Below are 19,923 nucleotides of genomic sequence, written 5' to 3'. Positions count from 1 at the left end.
CCGCCGCCTCACATCACGTGGTCGGCGAGGATGGCGACCACACCGGCCGTGCCGCCCAGTGCCGCGGCGGCCTCGTAGGCTGATTCGCGGAGCGCATCGCGCAGCGACTCACCAGCGGCGGGCGTCGACATCGCGGCCACCAGGCAGTCGACGGCGCGGGCGCGGCGGAAGCTGTCGCGCTGGGCGTCCACGTCGCCACGACGCTGATGCGCGAAGGCGTCGAAGTCGTGCTGTGCCGCGACGAGCCGCAGACGTGCGATGCCGGCCGTCGACGCACCGCCCTGCCGCCGCCACTGGCTGATCGCCTCCCGGATCTCGGGCGTCGAGACCGCCGTGACGTCCAGGACGGTCGCGACGATCAGGTGCAGACACGCCGTGAGGTCCTCGTCGGGCACCGAGTCGACGAGGCGGGCGACGCCGCCCGGTAACCGGTCGACACGCTTCAGCCCGGCGTTCACACGGTCTCCGGTCTCGACGTGGCCGAACCGCCCGACGGTGCATCGGTGTCGTCCGAGACCTCCTGCGCCGCACCGTCGACGGGGGTCCGGGAGACGGCGTCGCCGGGTGCCGCGGGCCGCAGGGACAAGGCCTGATCCGGCCCGGCCGGCGCGGCGTCGTCGACCGCCGGGGATGCCTGCCGGATCCAGTCGCCGATGACGGGCGGACCGACGAGCGGCATGTCGCCGACGAGCTGCGCGCCGTGTTCCCGAGTGTGCAGGTACGGCGCTGCCCGGTGGCTGTCGTCGTCGGCGCCGGGCCGCCGTCCGCCGCCCGGGGCCCCGGCGAGCGGCATCCCCGTCGGGCGCTGGGCAACCGGCCCGGCGGTGGCGGGGGTCGCCGGCGTCGGTGAGCCGCCGGCGACCGGGGTCGGCGTCGGCGCCGACGCGGGTGGGAGCAAGCCGGGAGCGGGCATCGCGACCGGGACCCCGGCGCCTCCACTCGCCGGCGCACCGCCACCGGAACCGGATCCGCTGTTCTCGCCGATCCCGTCGGCGCCTCCCGACCGGTGCGTTTCGGGAGCCGCGGCGCCGCGGGTCGTCGACTCGGGCGTCGCCCGACCACCACGCACCAACCCGTCGGGGCCGTCGGTGTTGCCACGACCGGATGGTCCGCCGCCCGGACCCGCAGGCCCTGGCGGCGTCGACGACGCACCGGGTCCGCCGCCACCGGGTGGTGGACCGCCCGCAGCGACCGGCACCGGCCCGGCAGTCGGAGTGGCACGCCCGAAGTCGCCGGCGTCGACGGTGTTGGCGGCCTGACCGCGGGGAGCGTCCGGCCCGGAGCCCGCGGCCCCGGAACCGCCTGCGGTCGGCCCGCCGCCGAGTCCTGCGGTCACCCCGTTCGCCCCGGACGGGTCGTTCGGCAGGGAGCGCTGCAGCCCGATCATCGGCGAGGAGTAGGCGCCCGTCATCGCCCGGTCGACCTCGTGCCGGACCGCCGGCGCGTCCTCGGGATTGTCACGGATGTGCTGCTGCAGCTCACGCAACCGTCCCTCCTGCCCGCGAGCCGACCCGAGGATGCCCGTCGCGCCGGCCAGCGCATCCCCGATCTGACCGGCGGTCTCCGAGGTCGTCGCCAGATCGGCCGACAGCGACCGGCCCGCCTCCAGCGCCGCGTCGGAAGCCTGACCGAGCATGCCGTCGCCGAACATCGCGTGCATCCGTTCGGCCGCGCGGCGGACGGACTCGATCGCCTGCAGGATCGTGTTGACGTCACCGCCGGCACGACCGGGTTCCATCGTGCTCAGGACGTCGAGGATCTCATCGATGCTCATGCCCGCCCACTGCGTGCGACCGCGAGCGAACGCGCGGTCGTTGCGACTGCCGTAGGTGTTGTAGGACTGCTGCGGCGAGCTCACGACACCCCCTTTGTCGCCGGCCGGGACGAACGAATTCGTCCGACCCTACCGTGACGACGCAGCCGGCGGCGCACACCGGCACCGGCTGTGCACAGTGGGCGGGCGGCGCTCAGTCCAGGTCGTCGTGCCGAACCAGCTGCCGCGCCGCCTCGGTGATGGACCCGGTCAGCGACGGGTACACCGAGAACGTCTGGGCCAGGTCGCCGACGGTGAGCTTGTTCTGCACCGCGAGGGCGATGGGCAGGATCAGTTCGGAGGCGTTCGGTGCGACCACGACGCCGCCGATGACCACACCGGTGGCCGGCCGGCAGAAGATCTTCACGAAGCCCCGGCGCAGACCGCTCATCTTGGCGCGCGGGTTGGTGGCCAACGGCAGCATCACGGTGCGCGCCGGGTACTCACCGGTGTCGATGGCGTTCTGCGACACTCCCACCGTGGCGATCTCCGGACGCGTGAAGATCGCGGACGCAACGGTTTTCAGCTTGATCGGGCTCACGCCCTCGCCGAGTGCGTGGTACATCGCGATGCGGCCCTGCATGGCGGCCACCGATGCCAGCGGAAACAGCCCGGTGCAGTCGCCGGCCGCATAGATCCCCGCGACCGACGTGCGGGACACCCGGTCGACCTCGATGTAACCGCCCTTGCCGACCGCGACCCCGGCACGATCGAGTCCGAGATCGGTGGTGTTCGGGACCGAACCGACGGTCATCAGCACGTGACTGCCGGTCACGGTCGAGCCGTCGGCCAGATGCGCGGTGACCGAATCGCCGTGCCGCTCGACCTTGTCGGCGCGGGCGTGCTTGACCAGCTCGACGCCGCGTTCGGCGAGTGCGTCCTCGAGCACCAGCGCGGCGTCCTCGTCCTCGTGCGGGAGGACCCGGTCGCGGCTCGACACGAGCGTCACCTTGACGCCCAGTTCGGTGTAGGCGTGGACGAACTCGGCGCCGGTGACGCCGGAACCGATGACGACGAGGTGTTCGGGCAGCTCCTCGAGGTCGTAGAGCTGACGCCAGGTGAGGATGCGCTCGCCGTCGGGCTGGGCGTCGGGCAGCACGCGGGGCGACGCGCCGGTCGCCAGCAGGACCACATCGCCGTCGTAGCGTTCGGTGGTTCCGTCGGCGAGCGTCGCGACGACGGTGTGCGTCGAGACGCCGACCTGCCGCTCGTCGAGCACGGCCGTACCGGAGACGAGCGTCACGCCTTCGCTGATGAGTCGTGAGCGGATGTCCGCGGACTGGGCGAACGCGAGGTCGCGGACCCGCTGGTGGATCTGCGGCAATGTGACGGAGGTGTCGTCGGTCTTGATGTTGATACCCAGATCGACGGCGCGACGGACCTCGGTGCGGATGCCGGTGGACGCGATGAACGTCTTCGACGGGACGCAGTCCCACAACACGCAGGCACCGCCGATCCCGTCCGAATCGATCACCGTGATGTCGGCCCCGTAGGCGGCCGCCGCGAGCGCCGCCTCGTAACCCGCGGGTCCGCCGCCGATGATGACGATCCTGGTCACTGTGACTCCTGTTCTCCACGCCGGCTCGCCGCGTCCTTCGTGGGGAAGCTGCGCCCGGCTGTGTGTCGTGGCTCGACGGGAACGCGGGGTGACACGCTCCTCGGGTCGCGCGAGACGGTCGACCCCGTTCGCGCCGCCTACCAAACTAGTCGGGCGGGTCCGTCGTTGTGAACGTGGTCGCACACCGGGGCCGGGCCACGGTGTCGCCTTCCGGACTCGGCGGAGACCATCTAGGCTCCATCCGTGCCCATCTACGCCGCCTATGGATCCAACATGCATCCCGAGCAGATGGCCGAGCGCGCGCCGCACTCCCCGATGTCGGGCACCGGATGGCTCCGCGGCTGGCGTCTGACGTTCGGCGGCGGCGACATCGGGTGGGAGGGGTCCCTGGCCACGGTCACCGAGGACCGCGACGACCCCGACGCCCGGGTGTTCGTGGTTCTCTACGACGTCACCACCGAGGACGAGGATCTGCTCGACCGGTGGGAGGGTTCCGAGCTCGGCATCCACCGCAAGATCCGCGCCCGCGTCGACACCGCCGACGGCCCGGTACTGGCCTGGTTGTACGTCCTCGACGCCTTCGAGGGCGGGTTGCCCTCGGCGCGCTACCTCGGCGTCATGGCCGAGGCGGCGGAGATCGCCGGCGCACCCGCGGAGTATGTGCAGGACCTCCGGTTGCGCGAGTCGCGCAATGTCGGACCCGGACCGGGGCCCGCGGAATAGAACGAGGTGTCCTAGCCGGCGGCGCTGGTCGCGTTCAGCACGATCCCGGCGAGCGCGCGCACACCGATGGCGAGGGCACGTTCGTCGAGATCGAAGTTGGGCGCGTGCAGATCGACCTGCGGTCCGAATCCGTCCCACACGCCGAGGCGGGCCATCGCTCCCGGGACGTGTTCGAGATACCAGGAGAAGTCCTCGCCGCCGGGTGACTGCGGGGTGTCCGCGATCGCCTTGGACCCGATCGCGGCGACGGACCGTTCGAACATCCCGACCGCGACCTCGTCGTTGACGACCGGCGGCACCCCGCGGAAGTACGAGAGGTCGTACCGCACGCCGAGCGGTGCCAGCAGCTCGCCGACGACGCTGCGGACCAGCGGCTCGAGCTGGGCCCAGGTGGCGTGATCGCCGGTGCGGACCGTGCCGCGCATGCGACCTTCCTGCGGGATGGCGTTGGCGGCGCTGCCGGCGTTCGCCGCGCCCCACACCATCACCGTGCCCGAACGCGGGTCGATCCGTCGCGACAGCACCCCGGGCAGGCCGGTGATCACCGTGCCCATCGCGTAGATGAGATCCCCGGTGAGGTGCGGCCGCGACGTGTGCCCGCCGGCCGAGTGCAGTTGCAGATCGATGTGGTCGGCCGCGGACGTCAACGGGCCCGACCGCAGACCGACCGTGCCGACCGGCAGGCGCGGGTCGCAGTGCAGGGCGAAGATGCGGCCGAGACCGGTGGTGACGCCCGCCTCGATGGCGTCGAGGGCTCCGCCGGGCATGACCTCCTCGGCGGCCTGGAAGATCAGACGCACGCCGACCGGAAGTGGTTCGGCCGCGGCGAGGAGCTTCGCGACGCCGATCAGGATGGCCGTGTGCGCGTCGTGACCGCACGAGTGCGACGCGCCCTCCACCGCCGAGGTGAACGGCAGGCCGGTGTGTTCGGTCACCGGCAGGGCATCCATGTCCGCGCGCAGCGCAATACGGGGCTCACCGGCGGGACCGAGGTCGCACATCACTCCGGTGCCCAGCGGCAGCCGGCGCGGGGTGAGTCCGGCAGCGGTGAGCTCGCTCATCACCAGCTCGGTGGTGCGGACCTCTTGCCGGGACAGTTCCGGATGCGCATGGATCTGCCGGCGCCACGCGATGAGATCGCCGCCGTGCTCGGCGAGCCAGGCGTCGATGGGATCGTCCGCCGCGGCGAAGTCCGCTCCCGCGGCCGACATCAGAAGACTCCGGGCGGGGTCTGACGTGCGAGGTCGTCGAGCAGGGGGCCACGGAGTCCGCGCTTGATCAGCGCCAGGTTGGGTCCGGCGGTCGCGGAGCGGGCGGCCGCGATCTCGGTGGCCCGCTTCACGAGGAGCTCGGCGTCCACGGCCTCGTCGACGATTCCCGCACGCACCGCGTCGTCGGCGCCGTACCGCCGGCTGGTGTACATCGCCTCGGTGGCGGTGCGATCGGTCAGTCGGGTGCGCAGCAACGTCGCCATCCCACGGGTGAACGGCATGGTGAGAGCGGCCTCGGGCAGCGACCAGAAACCGCGTTCGGTGCGCATCAGGACGTGGTCGGTGCACAACGCGAGCATCGCGCCGGCGCCGAAGGCGTGCCCGTTGACGGCGCTGACCGTCGGGACGGGGACGGTGAGCACCTTGGCGTACAGGGCGTGCACGCGGTCGAGGTAACCGGGCAGCTGGTCGGGAGCGGCGAAGATGTGGTCGGTGTCCAGGCCGTTGGAGAAGAACTTCCCGGTGGCGGTGATCACCAGCGGTCGTGTCGGGTCGGCGACCACCTGGTCCAGCAGTGCATCGACCTCGTCCAACCAGTCGGTCCGGAAGCGGTTCTCCGGATTGGACTCGCTGATCTCCTCACCGCGCGCTCCGAGATGGAGCTCGACGACCTCCCCGTCACCGTTCAGAAATGGCATGTCCCGACCTTATCGCTCCCGGTCTCGTCGCCACCGACCCGATCGGTCGGCGCGGTGCGACGCGCGGCCGTGTGGGCCGGGGAACGGTTTAGGGTTGGCGCATGGAGCCCACCGCCGACCCCGATGCCGCGGCCATCGTCGCCGCGGCCACGATCGCTGCCGAGACCGACGCCGCTACACACGATGTGGCCGTCATCCTCGGGTCGGGATGGTCACCCGCCGCCGACGCCTTCGGGCGGCCCATCCGCTCGTTGCCGATGGCGTCGATCCCGGGATTCGTCCCGCCCAAGGCCGCCGGCCACGGCGGCGTGGTCCACTCCGTCCGGATCGGCGATCGACGAGTCCTGTTGATGCTGGGACGTATTCACGCCTACGAGGGCCACGACCTCGCTCGCGTGGTCCACCCGGTCCGCACCGCAGCCGCGGCCGGTGTCCACACCGTCGTGCTCACCAACGCGGCGGGCGGTCTGCGCGAGGACATGTCGGTCGGGCAACCCGTGCTCATCTCGGATCATCTGAATCTCACGGCCCGCTCCCCGTTGGTCGGCGCCCAGTTCGTCGACCTGGTCGACGCCTATTCACCGCGGCTGCGACAGATCGCGCGCGGCATCGACCCGGGCCTCGCCGAGGGGGTCTACGCCGGGCTCCCCGGCCCGCACTACGAGACCCCCGCCGAGATCCGGATGCTGCGGACGATGGGTGCGGACCTGGTCGGGATGTCGACCGTGCACGAGACCATCGCGGCGCGCGCGGCCGGACTCGACGTGCTCGGCATCTCCCTGGTCACCAACCTCGCGGCCGGCATGACCGGCGAACACCTGAGCCACGCAGAGGTCCTGGAGGTCGGCCGCGCGTCGGCAACCCGGATGGGCGAGCTGTTGGCCCGGATCATCGGCGAACTGTAGGACCGAACGGAACCGCGGCCGGCCGAACCGAAGGAGCGAGATGACCTATCCACCGAGCGGTCCAGGCGGCTATCCCCAGGGTGGCTATCCGTCGGGCGGTTACCCGCAGGGCCCGGTGCCACCTGGCCCGCCTCGGTCCCCGTGGTCGTCGCCGGCGGTGCTGGTGGCGATCGGCGCGGGCGTGCTGCTGGTGGTGGTGGGCGTCCTCGCGGCGCTGCTCCTGATCCCCGCGGACGACGAGTCCGCGGACCGCGACAGCGCGGACGGCGGACAACCGTCGGCGTCGACCTTCACGAGTACCGTCACCCGCCCCGCGGAGACGACGACCCCCACCACCGCGACCACCACCACGACGCCGCCGCCCCCGGTCCGGCCGACCCCCACCGTCGCCGGCGCGGACTGGCAGGGATTCACCAGCGGTCCCCGCTGCAACGCCGCCGACGACCCCGCCGTGGCCGTCGGACAGACCGCCCGGTCGCGCGTGGTGATCTGCCAGGTGGGCACCCAGACGGGCCGCTTGTACTACAAGGGCGCCGCACCCGAGGGCGGGATCGAACTCCAGTTCCCGACCCGCACCGGAGACACCTTCGAGGCGCGCAACGGCTCGGTGCGTTACCTCGTCTCGCCGACAAGTCTCACCATCGTCGACGGCGGCGCCGTGCTCACCGAGGAGCCGATGCTCGCGTACTGGTCGCTGCCCGGCTGAGACCCGCCGCACCTCCCTGACCGCGGTTCGGCTCAGCCCGGTCACCGAAATGCGAAGCGTGCGTGACGGGATGACCGTTGCGTCCGACGTCGCCGCCCGCCGCTCGGGCCGTCGCCAATTGGCTTGGAACACAGACGACGCCGATATCGAGATCACCCGGTGGAATGCGCTGACACAAAGCCGGACGCTCGCTCAGCGCTCAACAGTTCCCATCCACTGCGTCGAGACGGGCCGGTCTCGTACGGGGGGCGGTTGCCTCTGGGGTGACACTGTGGAGTTGTCAAAGGACGGATGCGGTCCCGGGTATGGCCCGGGTGCGGAAGGTGCTACGCGAAAGTGGTTGTCGGACGGCCGGTCAGGCGGCCTCGTCGAGGCGCATGGTGCGCCGGTTGTAGGCGGGTAGCGGTCGGCGTTGCGGGTCGATACTGGCGGGTGGGACGAGCCAGGGATGGCGGTCGAATCCCATCACGATGTCCCAGCCGTGGTGGTGGACCTGCGTATGGCAGCGCTGACACAGCAAACAGCCGTTGTCGAGGTCGGTGGGTCCACCGTCGGCCCACGACTTGATATGGTGAACCTGGGTATGTGACGGTGGTGCACCGCATTTGACGCAACACGCGTCGCGGACGATCACCGCCTTACGTAGGTGCGCCGGATACAACCGACGGGTGTGACCCATCTGCAGCGGTACGCCCTCACTGTCGAGGACGATCTCGGTCAGGGATCCGTCGCAGGAGACCTGTTTCGCGGTGGCATGGCTGACCGTCCCGGTCCACGGCAGCGTTGCGAGTTCTCCGGTGGCGGGGATGGTCAGCATCAGTTGCGTGCGTGGACTTCCGACGGTATCGATGGTCGCGCCGATCGCGGCTTGGTCGAGGATCAACTCGAAAGCGTCGGCGCGACGCTGCTCGGCGGTGCGACGATCCTCGGCGCCGTCGGGTTCGGGCCGTGGACAGGACCGTTCGTCGATCATCGCCAGGAACTTCTCGCCGACCAACTGGGTGAGGTCAGCGCGGACCTCGACGCGCCCGTCGTCGGTGGTGTGCACGTTGACCGCGTTCAGCGATGGGTCGTCGGTGGCCGGTACACCGGTGTCAGAGTCGTCGCAGAGTGTGTTGCTGATGGCTCGAGCGTGCTTGAGTACTTCAGTCGGTGTCGCGCCCGACAGCGCCTAGGCGACGAGCTCGCTCTCATACCGGGAGCGATCGTCGTCGGAAAGCGCCTCACCACATCGTTTCTCGATCTCGTTCATGCCGCGGACGATGGCATCGACGATCTCGCCGGACAGCCGCCCATCGGCGGCATGACGCGCCAAAGCGGGCAGGTTGGGCAGCGCGTCGACACTCCGCATGGTGCGGAGGGCGGAGGCCGGCGCATGTCCTGACTCGATCAGCAGCTTCTTGGTGGTGCTACCGGCTTTCTGCGCGACCCCGAGAGCATCGAGTTGCGCTGCGTTCGTGGCGATTTGATGATCGGCAAGGTTGCGGATCAGGCGCCACGTGTCGAGGGCGTCGAATGTCGCTCTGCCGGTTGGGTCGTTGGTGGGCGGGGTGGTTCCGATGAGTTGATCGAGGAGAGTGGCTAGCTCTGACATGACTCCAAGGTACAGGAACATGCGTTCGACCACGAAGAGTTTCCACAGGCCCAGAAATAGCGAAACTATCCACTGTGCAGCGTTTTTCGTCGACTGTGCGCTGATTCTCGTTGACTGGCGTAGATCGTTGACAGCGGTGAACTTCAGTCACACCCGTTTCAGATTTCATTCTGTAAGCGAATAATTCGTCACGATCCAGCGCTTCTATGTCGCCGCCCCGGCCCCCGCGATCGCTCACGACAAGTGGCGCTCCCAGGTCGGCGGACCCTGTCACTGATCGTCGTCGAGCCAGGCTCATGAGGCCCCTCGCTACTGCGACCGTGATCATTGCGTGGATGTCGATGACCATGGCTTGGCTGTGTTTGCAACGTGTGTGGCGTGAGACAGAGGAGGCGGGGTTCGGCGCAAACGCGCGGCCGCACCGGCGCGGCACTGGGCGCCCACCGAGATGCAGACACCCGGATGCCCCGCCGCGCCTGGGTGTCCGGCCACTGGCGAGTCGAGTTCAATGACCCGAATCGGTCAGCGGAATCGACGGCTGGATATGCGGTTTCAGCGATCCCCTGCGTTCAAGCCAACGGTCAGAAGCGGCGCGACGAGCTCGCTCGGGTGGTCCCGACCCTCACAAATACCTCGGACCGAACTGCCGGTCGCCCGCGTCACCGAGACCGGGCACGATGTAGTTGACCTCGTTGAGACCGTCGTCCACGGCAGCCACGACGAGCCGGCACGGGTGTCCCGAATTCTCCAGCGCCGCAACCCCTTCAGGTGCGGCGACGACACATACGGCGGTGATGTCGGTGGCGTTGCGGGCGACCAGCAACTCGATGGTGTGGAGCATGGAGCCGCCGGTGGCGAGCATGGGGTCGAGGACGAACACCGGCCGTCCCGACAGGTCCTCCGGCAGCGACTCCAGGTACGGCACGGGTTGTGCGGTCTCCTCGTCGCGGGCGAGGCCCACGAAACCGACATGCGCCTCGGGCACCATCGCGTGCGCCTGCTCGACCATGCCGAGTCCGGCCCGCAGGACCGGGACCAGGAGAGGCGGGGATGCCAGCCTCGATCCCGTGTGCGCGGTCATCGGCGTGTTGATCGCGACGTCGGCGCGCGGCGCACCGGCAAGCGCCTCGTAGATCAGCATCTGGGTGAGGTCAGACAGCGCAGCCCGGAATCCGGCGTTGTCGGTGGTCTCGTCGCGCATCGTGGTCAGACGCGCGGCTGCGAGGGGATGGTCGACGATCAGGGACTCCATGCCGACACCCTATTTCCTCCCCGGCGCTCGCGTGCCGCTTGGGCGAGCTCCACCACGCCGGTCTGGGTCGCCGCGAGAATTTGATGGAACCCAACGGGGCCGCGCCGCGTCGAAAACCCATGAGCCCGTCCTCCCCCCATCCCTATCCCGCACCCACCCGGCCAGGCCCGGACACAGGTGGCCGACTGTTCGCCGATTCGTCTGCGCTGCACGAGTTCTCCGGCGCACACCGCACGAACGCCCAGATGCTCGAGGGCGGGACCGGCAGCGACGACGCCGCCGTGGTCGAACTCGCCATCACCTTCGGTCTCATCGGCATCGAGTTCCTCACCGCCGTCGTCGAGTTCCTCGACCTGCACCGTCGCACCATCGAGGCCGCGACGGCGCGCGAGGAACGCGTCGGACTCACGACGAGCTCGGCCGCAACGTCCTACGCCGACTGCGACTGCGCCGCCGCCGACCGGATCGCGACGGCCGGTGAGCTGACGCTGTGATTCCCGTCGAACTCCTCATCGAGCCACTGCGGCAACTGATCGCCGCGCTGGGGACCGGCATCCTGGCACCGGGCAACCCCGCCGAACGGGTCCGGACCGTAGCGGGCACCGTCGAGTCGGTGCGCCAGCGGTCGACGTCGGCCGCCGAGTCCGTCCTCACGCGGTGGGACGGAGCCGGGGCCGCCGGAGCCGCAGCCGCGACCGCGGCGAACCAGCGCCGACTCACCGAACTCACCGAATGCGCCGCCGAGTTCGGCCGGCTCGTCGAGAGCGCCGGCCGTACCGTCCACACGGCGTCGACCGCTCTGAACGGCCTCGTGGACTCCCTGGAACGGCATGTCAGCGGCCTCAACGGCGGACTGGCCACTCCGGCAGTCCTTCTCGCGGTCCTGCCGGTCGCCGTCGAGCATCTGAGCCGCGGCGTGGAGATCATCGGACGTGCTCGCGCCGAGCTCGGCTCCGACACCGAGGCGATGGCCGCCCTGGCCCGCCGCACGGCGCCGGCCGAGATGGTCGGAGTCGCAGGCGGCGACGCCGCCAGACTGTCGCCCGTCCCCACGCCCGGCGGCGTCCCCATCACGCTGCCCGACGGCTCGGTCGCCCACGCTCCGAACGAACGCGCGGCGACCGCGGTGCGGGCCGCGCTGAGTCAACGCGGGGTGCCCTATGTCTGGGGCGGGACGACGCCCGACGGATTCGACTGCAGCGGCTTCACACAGTGGGCCTACCGGCAGGCCGGGCTCGAACTCCCCCGCCTCGCCCAGGAGCAGGACACCGCCGGGTATCAGGTGTCCCAGGCGCAGCTGCAGCCCGGAGACCTCGCGGTGTGGTCCGGCCACGTGGCGATGTACATCGGCAATGGTCAAATGATCGAAGCCGGTGACCCCGTGGGCGTCTCGCCGGTGCGCACCTCGAACCTCGACCAGGCATTCGAAGGATTCTTCCGTCCACGATGAGAGCCGCGCCGATGGTCGCACCCGTGGGCGAGTCAGGAGTTCATCGAAATGTCGTCGGCACACCACCGACCGTCTGTGGGGGCACTACTGGATCCGCCGCCGACAATCGCTAGGCTGTGTCCCCATGGCCGGAGACATCGTCCCGATTGAGCTCGGACTCACCGACGGAAACAGCTTCACCCTGTGGGCACCCCGCTGGCGTGAGGGCGATGACGAATGGGAGGCCTTCCTCGGACTGGACGAGGACCTGTACGTCCTGCCCTCTGTCGCCGAGCTCGCCGCGTTCATCCGCACCAACGAGGACAACGATCTCGTCGAGCACCCGGCGTGGTCGACCGTGGTCGGCCTGCAGGCCGATGAACTGGTCCCCGACGGGCGCCACAGCTACGACCTCGTCGGCGTACCCGAGCTCGCCGCGGAGGACCCCACCGCCGAGGTCATCGCCGAACTCGAAGACGCACTCGAGATCGTCCGCATCCTCGGTGAGGTCTGCGAATTGACACCGGTCACCAAGTTCTTCAACGGCAACCCGATCCTGGGCGCCGTCACCACCGGCACACGCAACTTCGACGGCCGCGAGGGCACCGACCTCTGGGTGCGCATCGGCCGGCTCATCGCCAAGCACTGGGATGACGTGCTCGATGCCATCGACGGTGTCATCAGCACACCGAAGGTGGACGCCAAGGCCGTCGAGACCGCCGAGGCCGAACTCGAGGCCGCCGCGTCCGCCGAGGACGAGGACGAGCCGACCGACGATGACATCGAGATCGTCGGTGCCCCCGACTCCGAGTCCTCGGACGCCGCCGACGACGATGACCTCGAAGAGGACACGGACGAGGAGGACGAGGACGACTACGACGACGACGACGATTTCTGGGCGTCGGTCGGCATCGACCCGATCAAGATCGTCACCAGCGCGAACGAGTACCTGACACTGCGGTGTTACCTCGGAGACGACCCGGTGTTCCTCGGCACCAAGGGCAAGATCTTCGTGTTCACCTCGGCGCGCTCGCTCTCGCGGTTCCTCGCCGACGACAACACGCATGACCTCGCCGACCTGTCCACGTTCGACGAGGTCCGCACCGAGGCGACCAACGGATCCCTCGAGTTCGACGTCATCGACGACAACGTCTACGTCCTGCCGGGTCTCGCCGACGACATCGCCGACGGCCCCCGCCGAATGGATCGCGACCAGCTCGACCTCGCCGTCGAACTCTTCACCGACGCAGCCGACTACGCCGGTGACAACACGGTCTCCGAGGCCCTCGGCGCCACCACTCCGCTGGGATGGTTCGTCGACTACACCGTCAACCCCGACCCCAAGCGCATGGCGCCCAGCGGTCCGTTCGACAACGAGGCCGAGGCGTGGCGCGCGCTCGAGCACGACTTCGAGGCCCGGCTCACGAAGAAGGGCTGACGGGCGCAGTCCTCTCCGCCATAACCGGCCGCGACGGTGCTGCTCAGCCGAGCAGCACCGCGTAGCCGGGCTTGATCACGTCGTCGATGAACGCCAGCCGCTCGTCGAAGTGGATGAACGCCGACTTCATCGCGTTCACCGTGAACCGTTCGAAATCCGCCCAGCCGTAGCCGAACCGATCGGCGAGCAGGCCGAATTCCTTGCTCATGGTGGTGTCGGACATCAATCGGTTGTCGGTGTTCACCGTCACCCGGAACCGTAGGCGCGCCAACACGTTGAACGGATGCTCGGCGAGTGAACCGACCGCCCCGGTCTGCACATTCGAACTCGGGCACAGCTCCAGCGGAATCCGCTTGTCCCGCACGATGTTCGCCACCTGGCCCAGCCGCGCACCCGCGAACGAGTGCGCAGCGAGATCGACCCCCTCCGGGAGTTCGATGTCGTCGAAGACGCGGACGCCGTGACCCAGCCGGTCCGTCCCGCAGAAGCCGATGGCCTCGTGGATCGACGGCAGCCCGAATGCCTCGCCGGCGTGGATGGTGAAGGGCGCACAGTTGGCCCGCATGTACTCGAAGGCGTCGAGGTGGCGGGTCGGCGGATGCCCAGCCTCGGCGCCGGCGATGTCGAAACCGACGACACCCCGGTCCCGGTAGCGGACCGCGAGTTCGGCGATCTCGCGTGACCGGGCGGCGTGGCGCATCGCGGTGACCAGGCACCGCACGGTGATCGTCCGGCCCCGCTCGGCCGCGACCGCCTCGCCCTCGGCGAAGCCCCGCAGCACCGCCTCGACGACCTCGTCGAGGGTCAGCCCACCTTCGAGATGCTGTTCGGGCGCATAACGCACCTCGGCGTACACGACCCCGTCGGCGGCGAGGTCCTCCACGCACTCGCGCGCGACGCGTTCCAACCCGCCGACGGTCTGCATCACCGCGACCGTATGCGAGAAGGTCTCGAGGTAGCGCTCGAGCGAGCCGCTGTCGGCCGCACGTCGGAACCACTGCCCGAGCGTCTCGGCGTCATCGATCTGCCTGCCGTTCTCATCCGCCGGGAGGCCGTCGTATCCCACCTCGTGGGCCAACTCGAGGACCGTCGCGGGCCGGAGTCCGCCGTCGAGGTGGTCGTGGAGGAGCACCTTCGGGGCGAGGGAGATGTTCGCCGGGGTCAGCGTCGTCATGATGGAAACCTAACGCGGTCGATGATCAGTGGACGGGTGCGCGCGCCGCCCGCGTGTTCGGCGGAGTCGGGCCCCACGGTCGTCGCCCCGGCCAGGCAGGAGCGGGCGCCGGGGATCCGGTCCTCATCCTGCGTGTGCAGGGTGAACAACGGTTGACCGGCTCGGACACGATCACCGGGCTTCGCATGGATGGTCACTCCCGCCTCTGCCGCGACCGCCTCCCCCGGCTTCGATCGGCCGCCGCCGAGGCGCCACGCGGCGTCGCCGACCGCGCGCGCGTCCATCTCGGTGACGATGCCGTCGCCCGACGCGGTCACGGTGTCGTGGTGGCGCGCCGTCGGCAGGGGCGCATCGGGGTCGCCACCTTGCGCCGCGATCATCGCCCGCCACGTGTCCATCGCCCGGCCGTCGGCGAGATGGGTTGCGGGGTCGGCGTCGACGAGCCCGGCGGCGTCGAGCATCTCCCGGGCGAGGGCCAGGGTCAGTTCGACGACGTCGGCGGGTCCGCCGCCGGCGAGTACCTCCACCGACTCGGCCACCTCCACGGCGTTGCCGATCGCGAGTCCGAGCGGTGTGCCCATATCGGTGATGACCGCACGGGTGTCGACGCCGGCGTCGTGACCGAGTTCGACCATGGTCGACGCCAGTTCGCGCGCATCGTCCTCATCGGGCAGGAAGGCACCCGACCCGGTTTTGACGTCGAGGACCAGCGCACCGGTGCCCTCGGCGATCTTCTTGCTCATGATCGACGACGCCAGCAGCGGAATGGACTCGACCGTGCCCGTGACATCGCGCAGGGCATAGAGCTTGCGGTCGGCCGGCGCCAGGTCGGCGCCCGCGGCACAGATGACCGCACCGACCCGCTCGAGCTGGTCGAGCATGTCGGACGTGCTCACCTCCGCCCGCCACCCCGGGATGGACTCCAGCTTGTCGAGCGTCCCCCCGGTGTGACCGAGCCCCCGACCGGACAGCTGCGGCACCGCGACGCCGAACGACGCGACGAGCGGCGTGAGCGGGAGGGTGATCTTGTCCCCGACGCCGCCGGTGGAGTGTTTGTCCACGGTGGCCAGCGGCCGCCCGTCCCGCTGCAGACCGGACAGGTCCATCCGGCGCCCGCTGTCGATCATCGCGTGCGTCCAGGACGCGATCTCCCGGCGGTTCATCCCGCGCAGATATATGGCCATCAGCAATGCGGACATCTGTTCCGGCGCCACCTCGCCGCGGGTGTAGCCGTCGACCATCCACGCGATCTGCGCGTCAGCGAGTTCGTGCCCGCCGCGCTTGGTGGCGATCACCGACACCGCGTGGATGATCTCCCGGGCGTCGACCGTCATGAACGGACCGCCTCGAGATCGTCGGGTCCGAAGGCATCGGGAAGCAGCTCCGACAGCATCCGGGGACCACCGGGATGGTCGACGAGGAGCTCGCGCCCGCCGTGTTCGAGAAGGACCTGTCGGCACCGTCCGCACGGCATCAGAACCGCCCCGCGGGCGTCGCAGACGCTGACCGCCCGCAGCGCCCGCCCGCCCCCGTTCACCAGGGCCGCGACCAGCGCGACCTCGGCGCAGATACCCAGGCCATATGAGACATTTTCCACATTGCAGCCGGCGACGACACGGCCCTCGGCTGTGATCCCGGCGGCGCCCACCGGGTACCGGGAGTAGGGTGCGTAAGCACGACCGATCATCGATCTGGCCTTGTCCCGCAACACATCCCAATCGATTTCTGTTACCACGTGGATCTCCTGTCGCCCGGCGTCATCGGCCGTTCATCCGGATTTCATCACCGCAAAGCTTGGGTAAGGCAAACCTAAGTCGTAATGTCTTGTCGCCCAGATCGGTTCGGGCAATTTACCACCGGAATGTGCATGGGTTTAGAGTCTCTTCGTATGGGTCCATGGTCGAGTCGGAGCATGCCGATTCGACGCGTCCATCGACGATGTTGGAGGCCACTTTCCCGATGAGCACCTCGACCGAAGTCGCACCCGACCCGGTGCGCAGACGATCTCTTTATCGCGGCGATCCCGGCATGTGGTCGTGGGTCCTGCACCGCATCACCGGCGTCACGATCTTCTTCTTCCTCTTCGTACACGTGCTCGACACCGCGGTCATCCGAGTCGACCCCAATCAGTACGACGAGATCATCGAGACCTACAAGACGCCGATCATCGGTCTCATGGAGATCGCCCTGGTCGCGTGCGTCCTGTTCCACGCCTTCAACGGTGTGCGCCTGATCCTCGTGGACTTCTGGTCCAAGGGACCCAAGTACCAGCGACAGATGCTGTGGGTGGCCATGACCCTGTTCGTCATCGTCTTCGGTGCCGGCACGGTCCGCCTGCTGCAGATCATGTTCAGCCACCTGTAGGAGACACCAGAGATGACCACCTCGGAAGCCACCGGTGTCGCCAAGACCCTCGGTACTCAGCACGACCGTCCCGCGAGCCTGGACAACCCGCGCTCGCCCCGCAAGCCCAAGGGCGGCAACTTCGAGAAGAACGCGTGGCTGTTCATGCGGTTCTCCGGGCTGCTGCTCGTCGTCCTGACGATCGGCCACATGTTCATCATGCTGGCCTGGGACGGCGGCGTGCACCGCATCGACTCCTCGTTCGTCGCCGCGCGCTGGAGCTCACCCTTCTGGCAGATCTGGGACCTCACCATGCTGTGGCTGGCCCAGCTGCACGGCGGCAACGGTGTGCGCACCGTCATCGCCGACTACTCCCGCAAGGACTCGACCCGTTTCTGGCTGAACGTGCTGCTCGCCGTGTCGATGATCCTCGTCCTCACGATGGGCACCTACGCCCTCCTGACCTTCGACGTCAACAGCGTCGGCTAGAGGAGACCCACAACATGCAGGAACATCGCTACGACGTCGTCATCGTGGGCGCCGGCGGCGCAGGCATGCGCGCGGCGATCGAAGCCGCCCCTCGTGCTCGCACCGCGGTGCTGACCAAGCTGTACCCGACCCGCAGCCACACCGGCGCGGCCCAGGGCGGCATGTGTGCGGCACTCGCCAACGTCGAGGAAGACAACTGGGAGTGGCACACCTTCGACACCGTCAAGGGTGGTGACTACCTCGCCGATCAGGACGCCGTCGAGATCATGGCCAAGGAGGCCATCGACGCGGTGCTCGATCTCGAGAAGATGGGCCTGCCCTTCAACCGGACGCCCGAGGGCAAGATCGATCAGCGGCGCTTCGGCGGCCACACCCGCGATCACGGCAAGTCCCCGGTCCGGCGGGCCTGCTACGCCGCCGACCGCACCGGCCACATGATCCTGCAGACGCTCTACCAGAACTGCGTCAAGCACGACGTCGAGTTCTTCAACGAGTTCTACGCCCTCGACATCTGCCTCACGGAGAACGAGAAGGGCGAGCAGGTCGCGACCGGTGTCGTCGCCTACGAGCTCGCGACCGGCGAGATCCACGTCTTCCACGCCAAGTCGATCGTGTTCGCCACCGGCGGCTCGGGCCGTATGTACAAGACGACCTCGAACGCGCACACGCTGACCGGCGACGGCATGGGCATCATCTTCCGCAAGGGCCTGCCGCTCGAGGACATGGAGTTCCACCAGTTCCATCCGACGGGTCTCGCGGGGCTCGGCATCCTCATCTCGGAGGCGGTCCGCGGTGAGGGCGGCATCCTGCGCAACGCCGACGGCGAGCGTTTCATGGAGCGCTACGCCCCCACCATCAAGGACCTCGCGCCGCGCGACATCGTGGCCCGGTCGATGGTGCTCGAGGTACTCGAAGGTCGCGGCGCCGGGCCGAACAAGGACTACGTCTACATCGACGTGACCCACCTCGGCGAGGACGTCCTCAACGAGAAGCTCCCCGACATCACCGAGTTCGCCCGTACCTACCTCGGCGTCGACCCGGTCACCGAGTACGTGCCGGTGTTCCCCACCTGTCACTACGTCATGGGCGGCATCCCGACCAACATCAACGGTCAGGTGCTGCGCAACAACGACGAGGTCGTCCACGGCCTGTACGCCGCCGGCGAGTGTGCGTGCGTGTCGGTCCACGGAGCCAACCGGCTGGGCACCAACTCGCTGCTCGACATCAACGTCTTCGGACGACGCGCGGGGATCGCGGCCGCGGACTACGCGAACTCGGCCGAGTTCGCCGAGCTTCCCGAGACGCCCACCGAGATGGTCGACTCGTGGCTCGAGCTGCTGCTCAGCGACCACGGACACGAGCGCGTCGCCGACATCCGTACCGAGCTGCAGGCCTCGATGGACGCGAACGCCTCGGTGTTCCGCACCGAGGAGACCCTCAAGCAGGCCCTGACCGACATCCACCGGTTCAAGGAGCGCTACGCCCACATCCGAGTCCATGACAAGGGCAAGCGCTTCAACAGCGATCTCCTCGAGGCCATCGAACTCGGCTTCCTGCTGGAGATGGCGGAGGTGACGGTGGCCGGAGCCCTGAACCGCAAGGAGTCGCGCGGCGGTCACGCACGCGAGGACTACCCGGATCGTGACGACGTCAACTACAAGCGGCACACCATGGCCTACAAAAAGGGCACGGACCTCCTTTCAGACATCGAGTTGGAGTACAAGCCGGTCGTGGAAACCCGCTACGAGCCGATGGAGCGTAAGTACTGATGACATCTGTTCTGGACAAGCCCGCACCGTCTTCCGACGATCCGCCGTTGCCTCCGGTGCCCGACGAGGCCACCATGGTGACGCTCAAGATCTTCCGCTTCAACCCGGAGAATCCCGACGCCCAGGGCTTCGAGAGCTTCCGCGTCCCGGCGCTGCCGACCGACCGCCTGCTCAACCTGCTCCTGTACGTGAAGGGCTACCTGGACGGGACGCTCACGTTCCGTCGTAGTTGCGCCCACGGCGTGTGCGGGTCGGACGCGATGCGGATCAACGGCGTCAACCGTCTCGCCTGCAAGCTGCTGATGAAGGACATGCTCCCGAAGGACAAGTCCAAGGAGATCACGATCACCATCGAGCCGATCCGCGGCCTGCCGGTGGAGAAGGATCTCGTGGTCGACATGGAACCGTTCTTCGACGCGTTCCGCGCGATCAAGCCGTTCCTGATCACCTCGGGCAACGAGCCGACCCGCGAACGCATCCAGAGCCAGGCCGACCGCGCCCGGTTCGACGACACCACCAAGTGCATCCTGTGCGCCTGCTGTACGACGAGCTGCCCGGTCTTCTGGACCGAGGGTTCGTACTTCGGTCCCGCCGCGATCGTCAACGCGCACCGGTTCATCTTCGACAGCCGCGACGAGGGGGCCGTCGAGCGACTCGACATCCTCAACGACGTCGACGGTGTGTGGCGTTGCCGCACCACGTTCAACTGCACCGACGCGTGCCCGCGTGGCATTCAGGTCACCCAGGCGATCTCGGAGGTCAAGCGCGCACTCATGTTCTCGCGCTAGCCGATTCGAACTTTCTCTGCAGCCCGGCGACGG

The 19,923-nt window shown here is 68.8% G+C and carries 19 protein-coding genes and 1 pseudogene; 10 read left to right on the top strand and 10 right to left on the bottom strand.

Going from position 1 to position 19,923, the window contains the following annotated elements; all coding sequences use genetic code 11:
• Window positions 1-8: 8 nt before the first annotated feature.
• The 3 genes from LEL84_RS23885 to LEL84_RS23875 all read right to left on the bottom strand — a co-directional run bounded on the left by LEL84_RS23885 (window position 9) and on the right by LEL84_RS23875 (window position 3,371).
• A complete protein-coding gene (locus LEL84_RS23885) occupies window positions 9-458 on the bottom strand; it encodes a hypothetical protein (RefSeq protein WP_223258846.1) in 450 nt (149 codons plus the stop codon).
• Window positions 455-1,858: a hypothetical protein gene (locus LEL84_RS23880; protein ID WP_159370502.1), complete on the bottom strand. Its 1,404-nt coding sequence runs from the start codon at window positions 1,856-1,858 to the stop codon at window positions 455-457. The genes LEL84_RS23885 and LEL84_RS23880 overlap by 4 nt, the downstream gene beginning before the upstream one ends.
• Window positions 1,859-1,967: 109 nt before the next feature.
• The gene (locus tag LEL84_RS23875; protein ID WP_058250647.1) at window positions 1,968-3,371 is read right to left on the bottom strand and encodes an NAD(P)H-quinone dehydrogenase; all 1,404 of its coding nucleotides are present in this window, start codon (window positions 3,369-3,371) and stop codon (window positions 1,968-1,970) included.
• A gap of 243 nt (window positions 3,372-3,614) precedes the next feature.
• On the opposite strand from LEL84_RS23875, the gene LEL84_RS23870 reads away from it, so the two are divergent.
• Window positions 3,615-4,094, top strand: coding sequence for a gamma-glutamylcyclotransferase (locus LEL84_RS23870; RefSeq protein WP_004021668.1), 480 nt, complete (start codon window positions 3,615-3,617; stop codon window positions 4,092-4,094).
• A gap of 11 nt (window positions 4,095-4,105) precedes the next feature.
• On the opposite strand, the gene LEL84_RS23865 is transcribed toward LEL84_RS23870, so the two are convergent.
• Window positions 4,106-5,305 (bottom strand): amidohydrolase, encoded by a 1,200-nt coding sequence (locus LEL84_RS23865; protein WP_159370501.1) that lies wholly within the window; start codon window positions 5,303-5,305, stop codon window positions 4,106-4,108.
• Window positions 5,305-6,003: an enoyl-CoA hydratase/isomerase family protein gene (locus tag LEL84_RS23860; protein WP_159370500.1), complete on the bottom strand. Its 699-nt coding sequence runs from the start codon at window positions 6,001-6,003 to the stop codon at window positions 5,305-5,307. Before LEL84_RS23860 ends, LEL84_RS23865 begins: the two co-directional genes overlap by 1 nt.
• A 101-nt stretch (window positions 6,004-6,104) precedes the next feature.
• Here LEL84_RS23860 and LEL84_RS23855 point away from each other — a divergent pair, with 101 nt between their 5' ends.
• Both LEL84_RS23855 and LEL84_RS23850 read left to right on the top strand, forming a co-directional pair.
• The gene (locus tag LEL84_RS23855) at window positions 6,105-6,908 is read left to right on the top strand and encodes a purine-nucleoside phosphorylase (protein WP_058250650.1); all 804 of its coding nucleotides are present in this window, start codon (window positions 6,105-6,107) and stop codon (window positions 6,906-6,908) included.
• A 40-nt stretch (window positions 6,909-6,948) separates the two neighbouring features.
• The gene (locus LEL84_RS23850) at window positions 6,949-7,614 is read left to right on the top strand and encodes a hypothetical protein (RefSeq protein ID WP_159370499.1); all 666 of its coding nucleotides are present in this window, start codon (window positions 6,949-6,951) and stop codon (window positions 7,612-7,614) included.
• A gap of 355 nt (window positions 7,615-7,969) precedes the next feature.
• Here LEL84_RS23850 and LEL84_RS23840 read toward each other — a convergent pair.
• Together LEL84_RS23840 and upp are read right to left on the bottom strand one after the other, a co-directional pair.
• A pseudogene (locus tag LEL84_RS23840) lies at window positions 7,970-9,229 on the bottom strand (DUF222 domain-containing protein).
• 601 nt (window positions 9,230-9,830) lie between these two features.
• Entirely contained in the window at window positions 9,831-10,460 is a 630-nt protein-coding gene (upp, locus tag LEL84_RS23835; protein WP_068971761.1) for a uracil phosphoribosyltransferase, read from the bottom strand.
• A gap of 119 nt (window positions 10,461-10,579) precedes the next feature.
• Between upp and LEL84_RS23830 the strand changes: the two genes are divergently transcribed.
• The 3 genes from LEL84_RS23830 (at window position 10,580) to LEL84_RS23820 (ending at window position 13,327) form a co-directional block, all read left to right on the top strand.
• Window positions 10,580-10,954, top strand: a complete 375-nt coding sequence (locus LEL84_RS23830) for a type VII secretion target (RefSeq protein WP_068971760.1) — start codon at window positions 10,580-10,582, stop codon at window positions 10,952-10,954.
• Window positions 10,951-11,910, top strand: coding sequence for a C40 family peptidase (locus LEL84_RS23825; RefSeq protein ID WP_226512931.1), 960 nt, complete (start codon window positions 10,951-10,953; stop codon window positions 11,908-11,910). The genes LEL84_RS23830 and LEL84_RS23825 overlap by 4 nt, the downstream gene beginning before the upstream one ends.
• 124 nt (window positions 11,911-12,034) lie before the next feature.
• On the top strand, window positions 12,035-13,327 hold the full coding sequence (locus LEL84_RS23820) for a primosomal protein (protein ID WP_226512930.1): 1,293 nt from the start codon (window positions 12,035-12,037) through the stop codon (window positions 13,325-13,327).
• A 43-nt stretch (window positions 13,328-13,370) separates the two neighbouring features.
• On the opposite strand, the gene LEL84_RS23815 is transcribed toward LEL84_RS23820, so the two are convergent.
• The 3 genes from LEL84_RS23815 to LEL84_RS23805 are packed head-to-tail and all read right to left on the bottom strand — an operon-like array spanning window position 13,371 to window position 16,236.
• On the bottom strand, window positions 13,371-14,501 hold the full coding sequence (locus LEL84_RS23815; protein WP_068971758.1) for an adenosine deaminase: 1,131 nt from the start codon (window positions 14,499-14,501) through the stop codon (window positions 13,371-13,373).
• Complete coding sequence (locus tag LEL84_RS23810; protein WP_137809206.1) at window positions 14,498-15,835, bottom strand: thymidine phosphorylase; 1,338 nt, start codon at window positions 15,833-15,835, stop codon at window positions 14,498-14,500. Before LEL84_RS23810 ends, LEL84_RS23815 begins: the two co-directional genes overlap by 4 nt.
• Window positions 15,832-16,236 (bottom strand): cytidine deaminase, encoded by a 405-nt coding sequence (locus LEL84_RS23805; protein WP_137809207.1) that lies wholly within the window; start codon window positions 16,234-16,236, stop codon window positions 15,832-15,834. Before LEL84_RS23805 ends, LEL84_RS23810 begins: the two co-directional genes overlap by 4 nt.
• 224 nt (window positions 16,237-16,460) lie before the next feature.
• Between LEL84_RS23805 and sdhC the strand changes: the two genes are divergently transcribed.
• Genes sdhC through LEL84_RS23785 form a run of 4 tightly spaced genes read left to right on the top strand, consistent with a single transcriptional unit; the run spans window position 16,461 to window position 19,890 of the window.
• The gene (gene sdhC / locus LEL84_RS23800) at window positions 16,461-16,865 is read left to right on the top strand and encodes a succinate dehydrogenase, cytochrome b556 subunit (RefSeq protein WP_058250873.1); all 405 of its coding nucleotides are present in this window, start codon (window positions 16,461-16,463) and stop codon (window positions 16,863-16,865) included.
• A gap of 12 nt (window positions 16,866-16,877) precedes the next feature.
• Window positions 16,878-17,333 (top strand): succinate dehydrogenase hydrophobic membrane anchor subunit, encoded by a 456-nt coding sequence (locus LEL84_RS23795; RefSeq protein WP_058250659.1) that lies wholly within the window; start codon window positions 16,878-16,880, stop codon window positions 17,331-17,333.
• Between the two features lie 14 nt (window positions 17,334-17,347).
• Entirely contained in the window at window positions 17,348-19,102 is a 1,755-nt protein-coding gene (gene sdhA / locus LEL84_RS23790; protein ID WP_058250660.1) for a succinate dehydrogenase flavoprotein subunit, read from the top strand.
• Window positions 19,102-19,890, top strand: a complete 789-nt coding sequence (locus LEL84_RS23785) for a succinate dehydrogenase iron-sulfur subunit (protein ID WP_058250661.1) — start codon at window positions 19,102-19,104, stop codon at window positions 19,888-19,890. The genes sdhA and LEL84_RS23785 overlap by 1 nt, the downstream gene beginning before the upstream one ends.
• Window positions 19,891-19,923 lie beyond the last annotated feature (33 nt).

This window comes from Gordonia sp. WA4-43 (genome assembly GCF_020520305.1).
Lineage (GTDB): Bacteria > Actinomycetota > Actinomycetes > Mycobacteriales > Mycobacteriaceae > Gordonia > Gordonia hongkongensis.
Note: the sequence above shows the minus strand (reverse complement) of the source record. Positions and strands in the feature narration are given on the sequence as shown.

Coding starts and splice junctions, on each gene's coding strand:
- LEL84_RS23865 (WP_159370501.1), bottom strand. CDS start 5,305: ATGTCGGCCGCGGGAGCGGACTTCGCCGCGGCGGACGATCCCATCGAC.
- LEL84_RS23860 (WP_159370500.1), bottom strand. CDS start 6,003: ATGCCATTTCTGAACGGTGACGGGGAGGTCGTCGAGCTCCATCTCGGA.
- LEL84_RS23855 (WP_058250650.1), top strand. CDS start 6,105: ATGGAGCCCACCGCCGACCCCGATGCCGCGGCCATCGTCGCCGCGGCC.
- LEL84_RS23850 (WP_159370499.1), top strand. CDS start 6,949: ATGACCTATCCACCGAGCGGTCCAGGCGGCTATCCCCAGGGTGGCTAT.
- upp (WP_068971761.1), bottom strand. CDS start 10,460: ATGGAGTCCCTGATCGTCGACCATCCCCTCGCAGCCGCGCGTCTGACC.
- LEL84_RS23830 (WP_068971760.1), top strand. CDS start 10,580: ATGAGCCCGTCCTCCCCCCATCCCTATCCCGCACCCACCCGGCCAGGC.
- LEL84_RS23820 (WP_226512930.1), top strand. CDS start 12,035: ATGGCCGGAGACATCGTCCCGATTGAGCTCGGACTCACCGACGGAAAC.
- LEL84_RS23815 (WP_068971758.1), bottom strand. CDS start 14,501: ATGACGACGCTGACCCCGGCGAACATCTCCCTCGCCCCGAAGGTGCTC.
- LEL84_RS23810 (WP_137809206.1), bottom strand. CDS start 15,835: ATGACGGTCGACGCCCGGGAGATCATCCACGCGGTGTCGGTGATCGCC.
- sdhC (WP_058250873.1), top strand. CDS start 16,461: ATGAGCACCTCGACCGAAGTCGCACCCGACCCGGTGCGCAGACGATCT.
- LEL84_RS23795 (WP_058250659.1), top strand. CDS start 16,878: ATGACCACCTCGGAAGCCACCGGTGTCGCCAAGACCCTCGGTACTCAG.
- sdhA (WP_058250660.1), top strand. CDS start 17,348: ATGCAGGAACATCGCTACGACGTCGTCATCGTGGGCGCCGGCGGCGCA.
- LEL84_RS23785 (WP_058250661.1), top strand. CDS start 19,102: ATGACATCTGTTCTGGACAAGCCCGCACCGTCTTCCGACGATCCGCCG.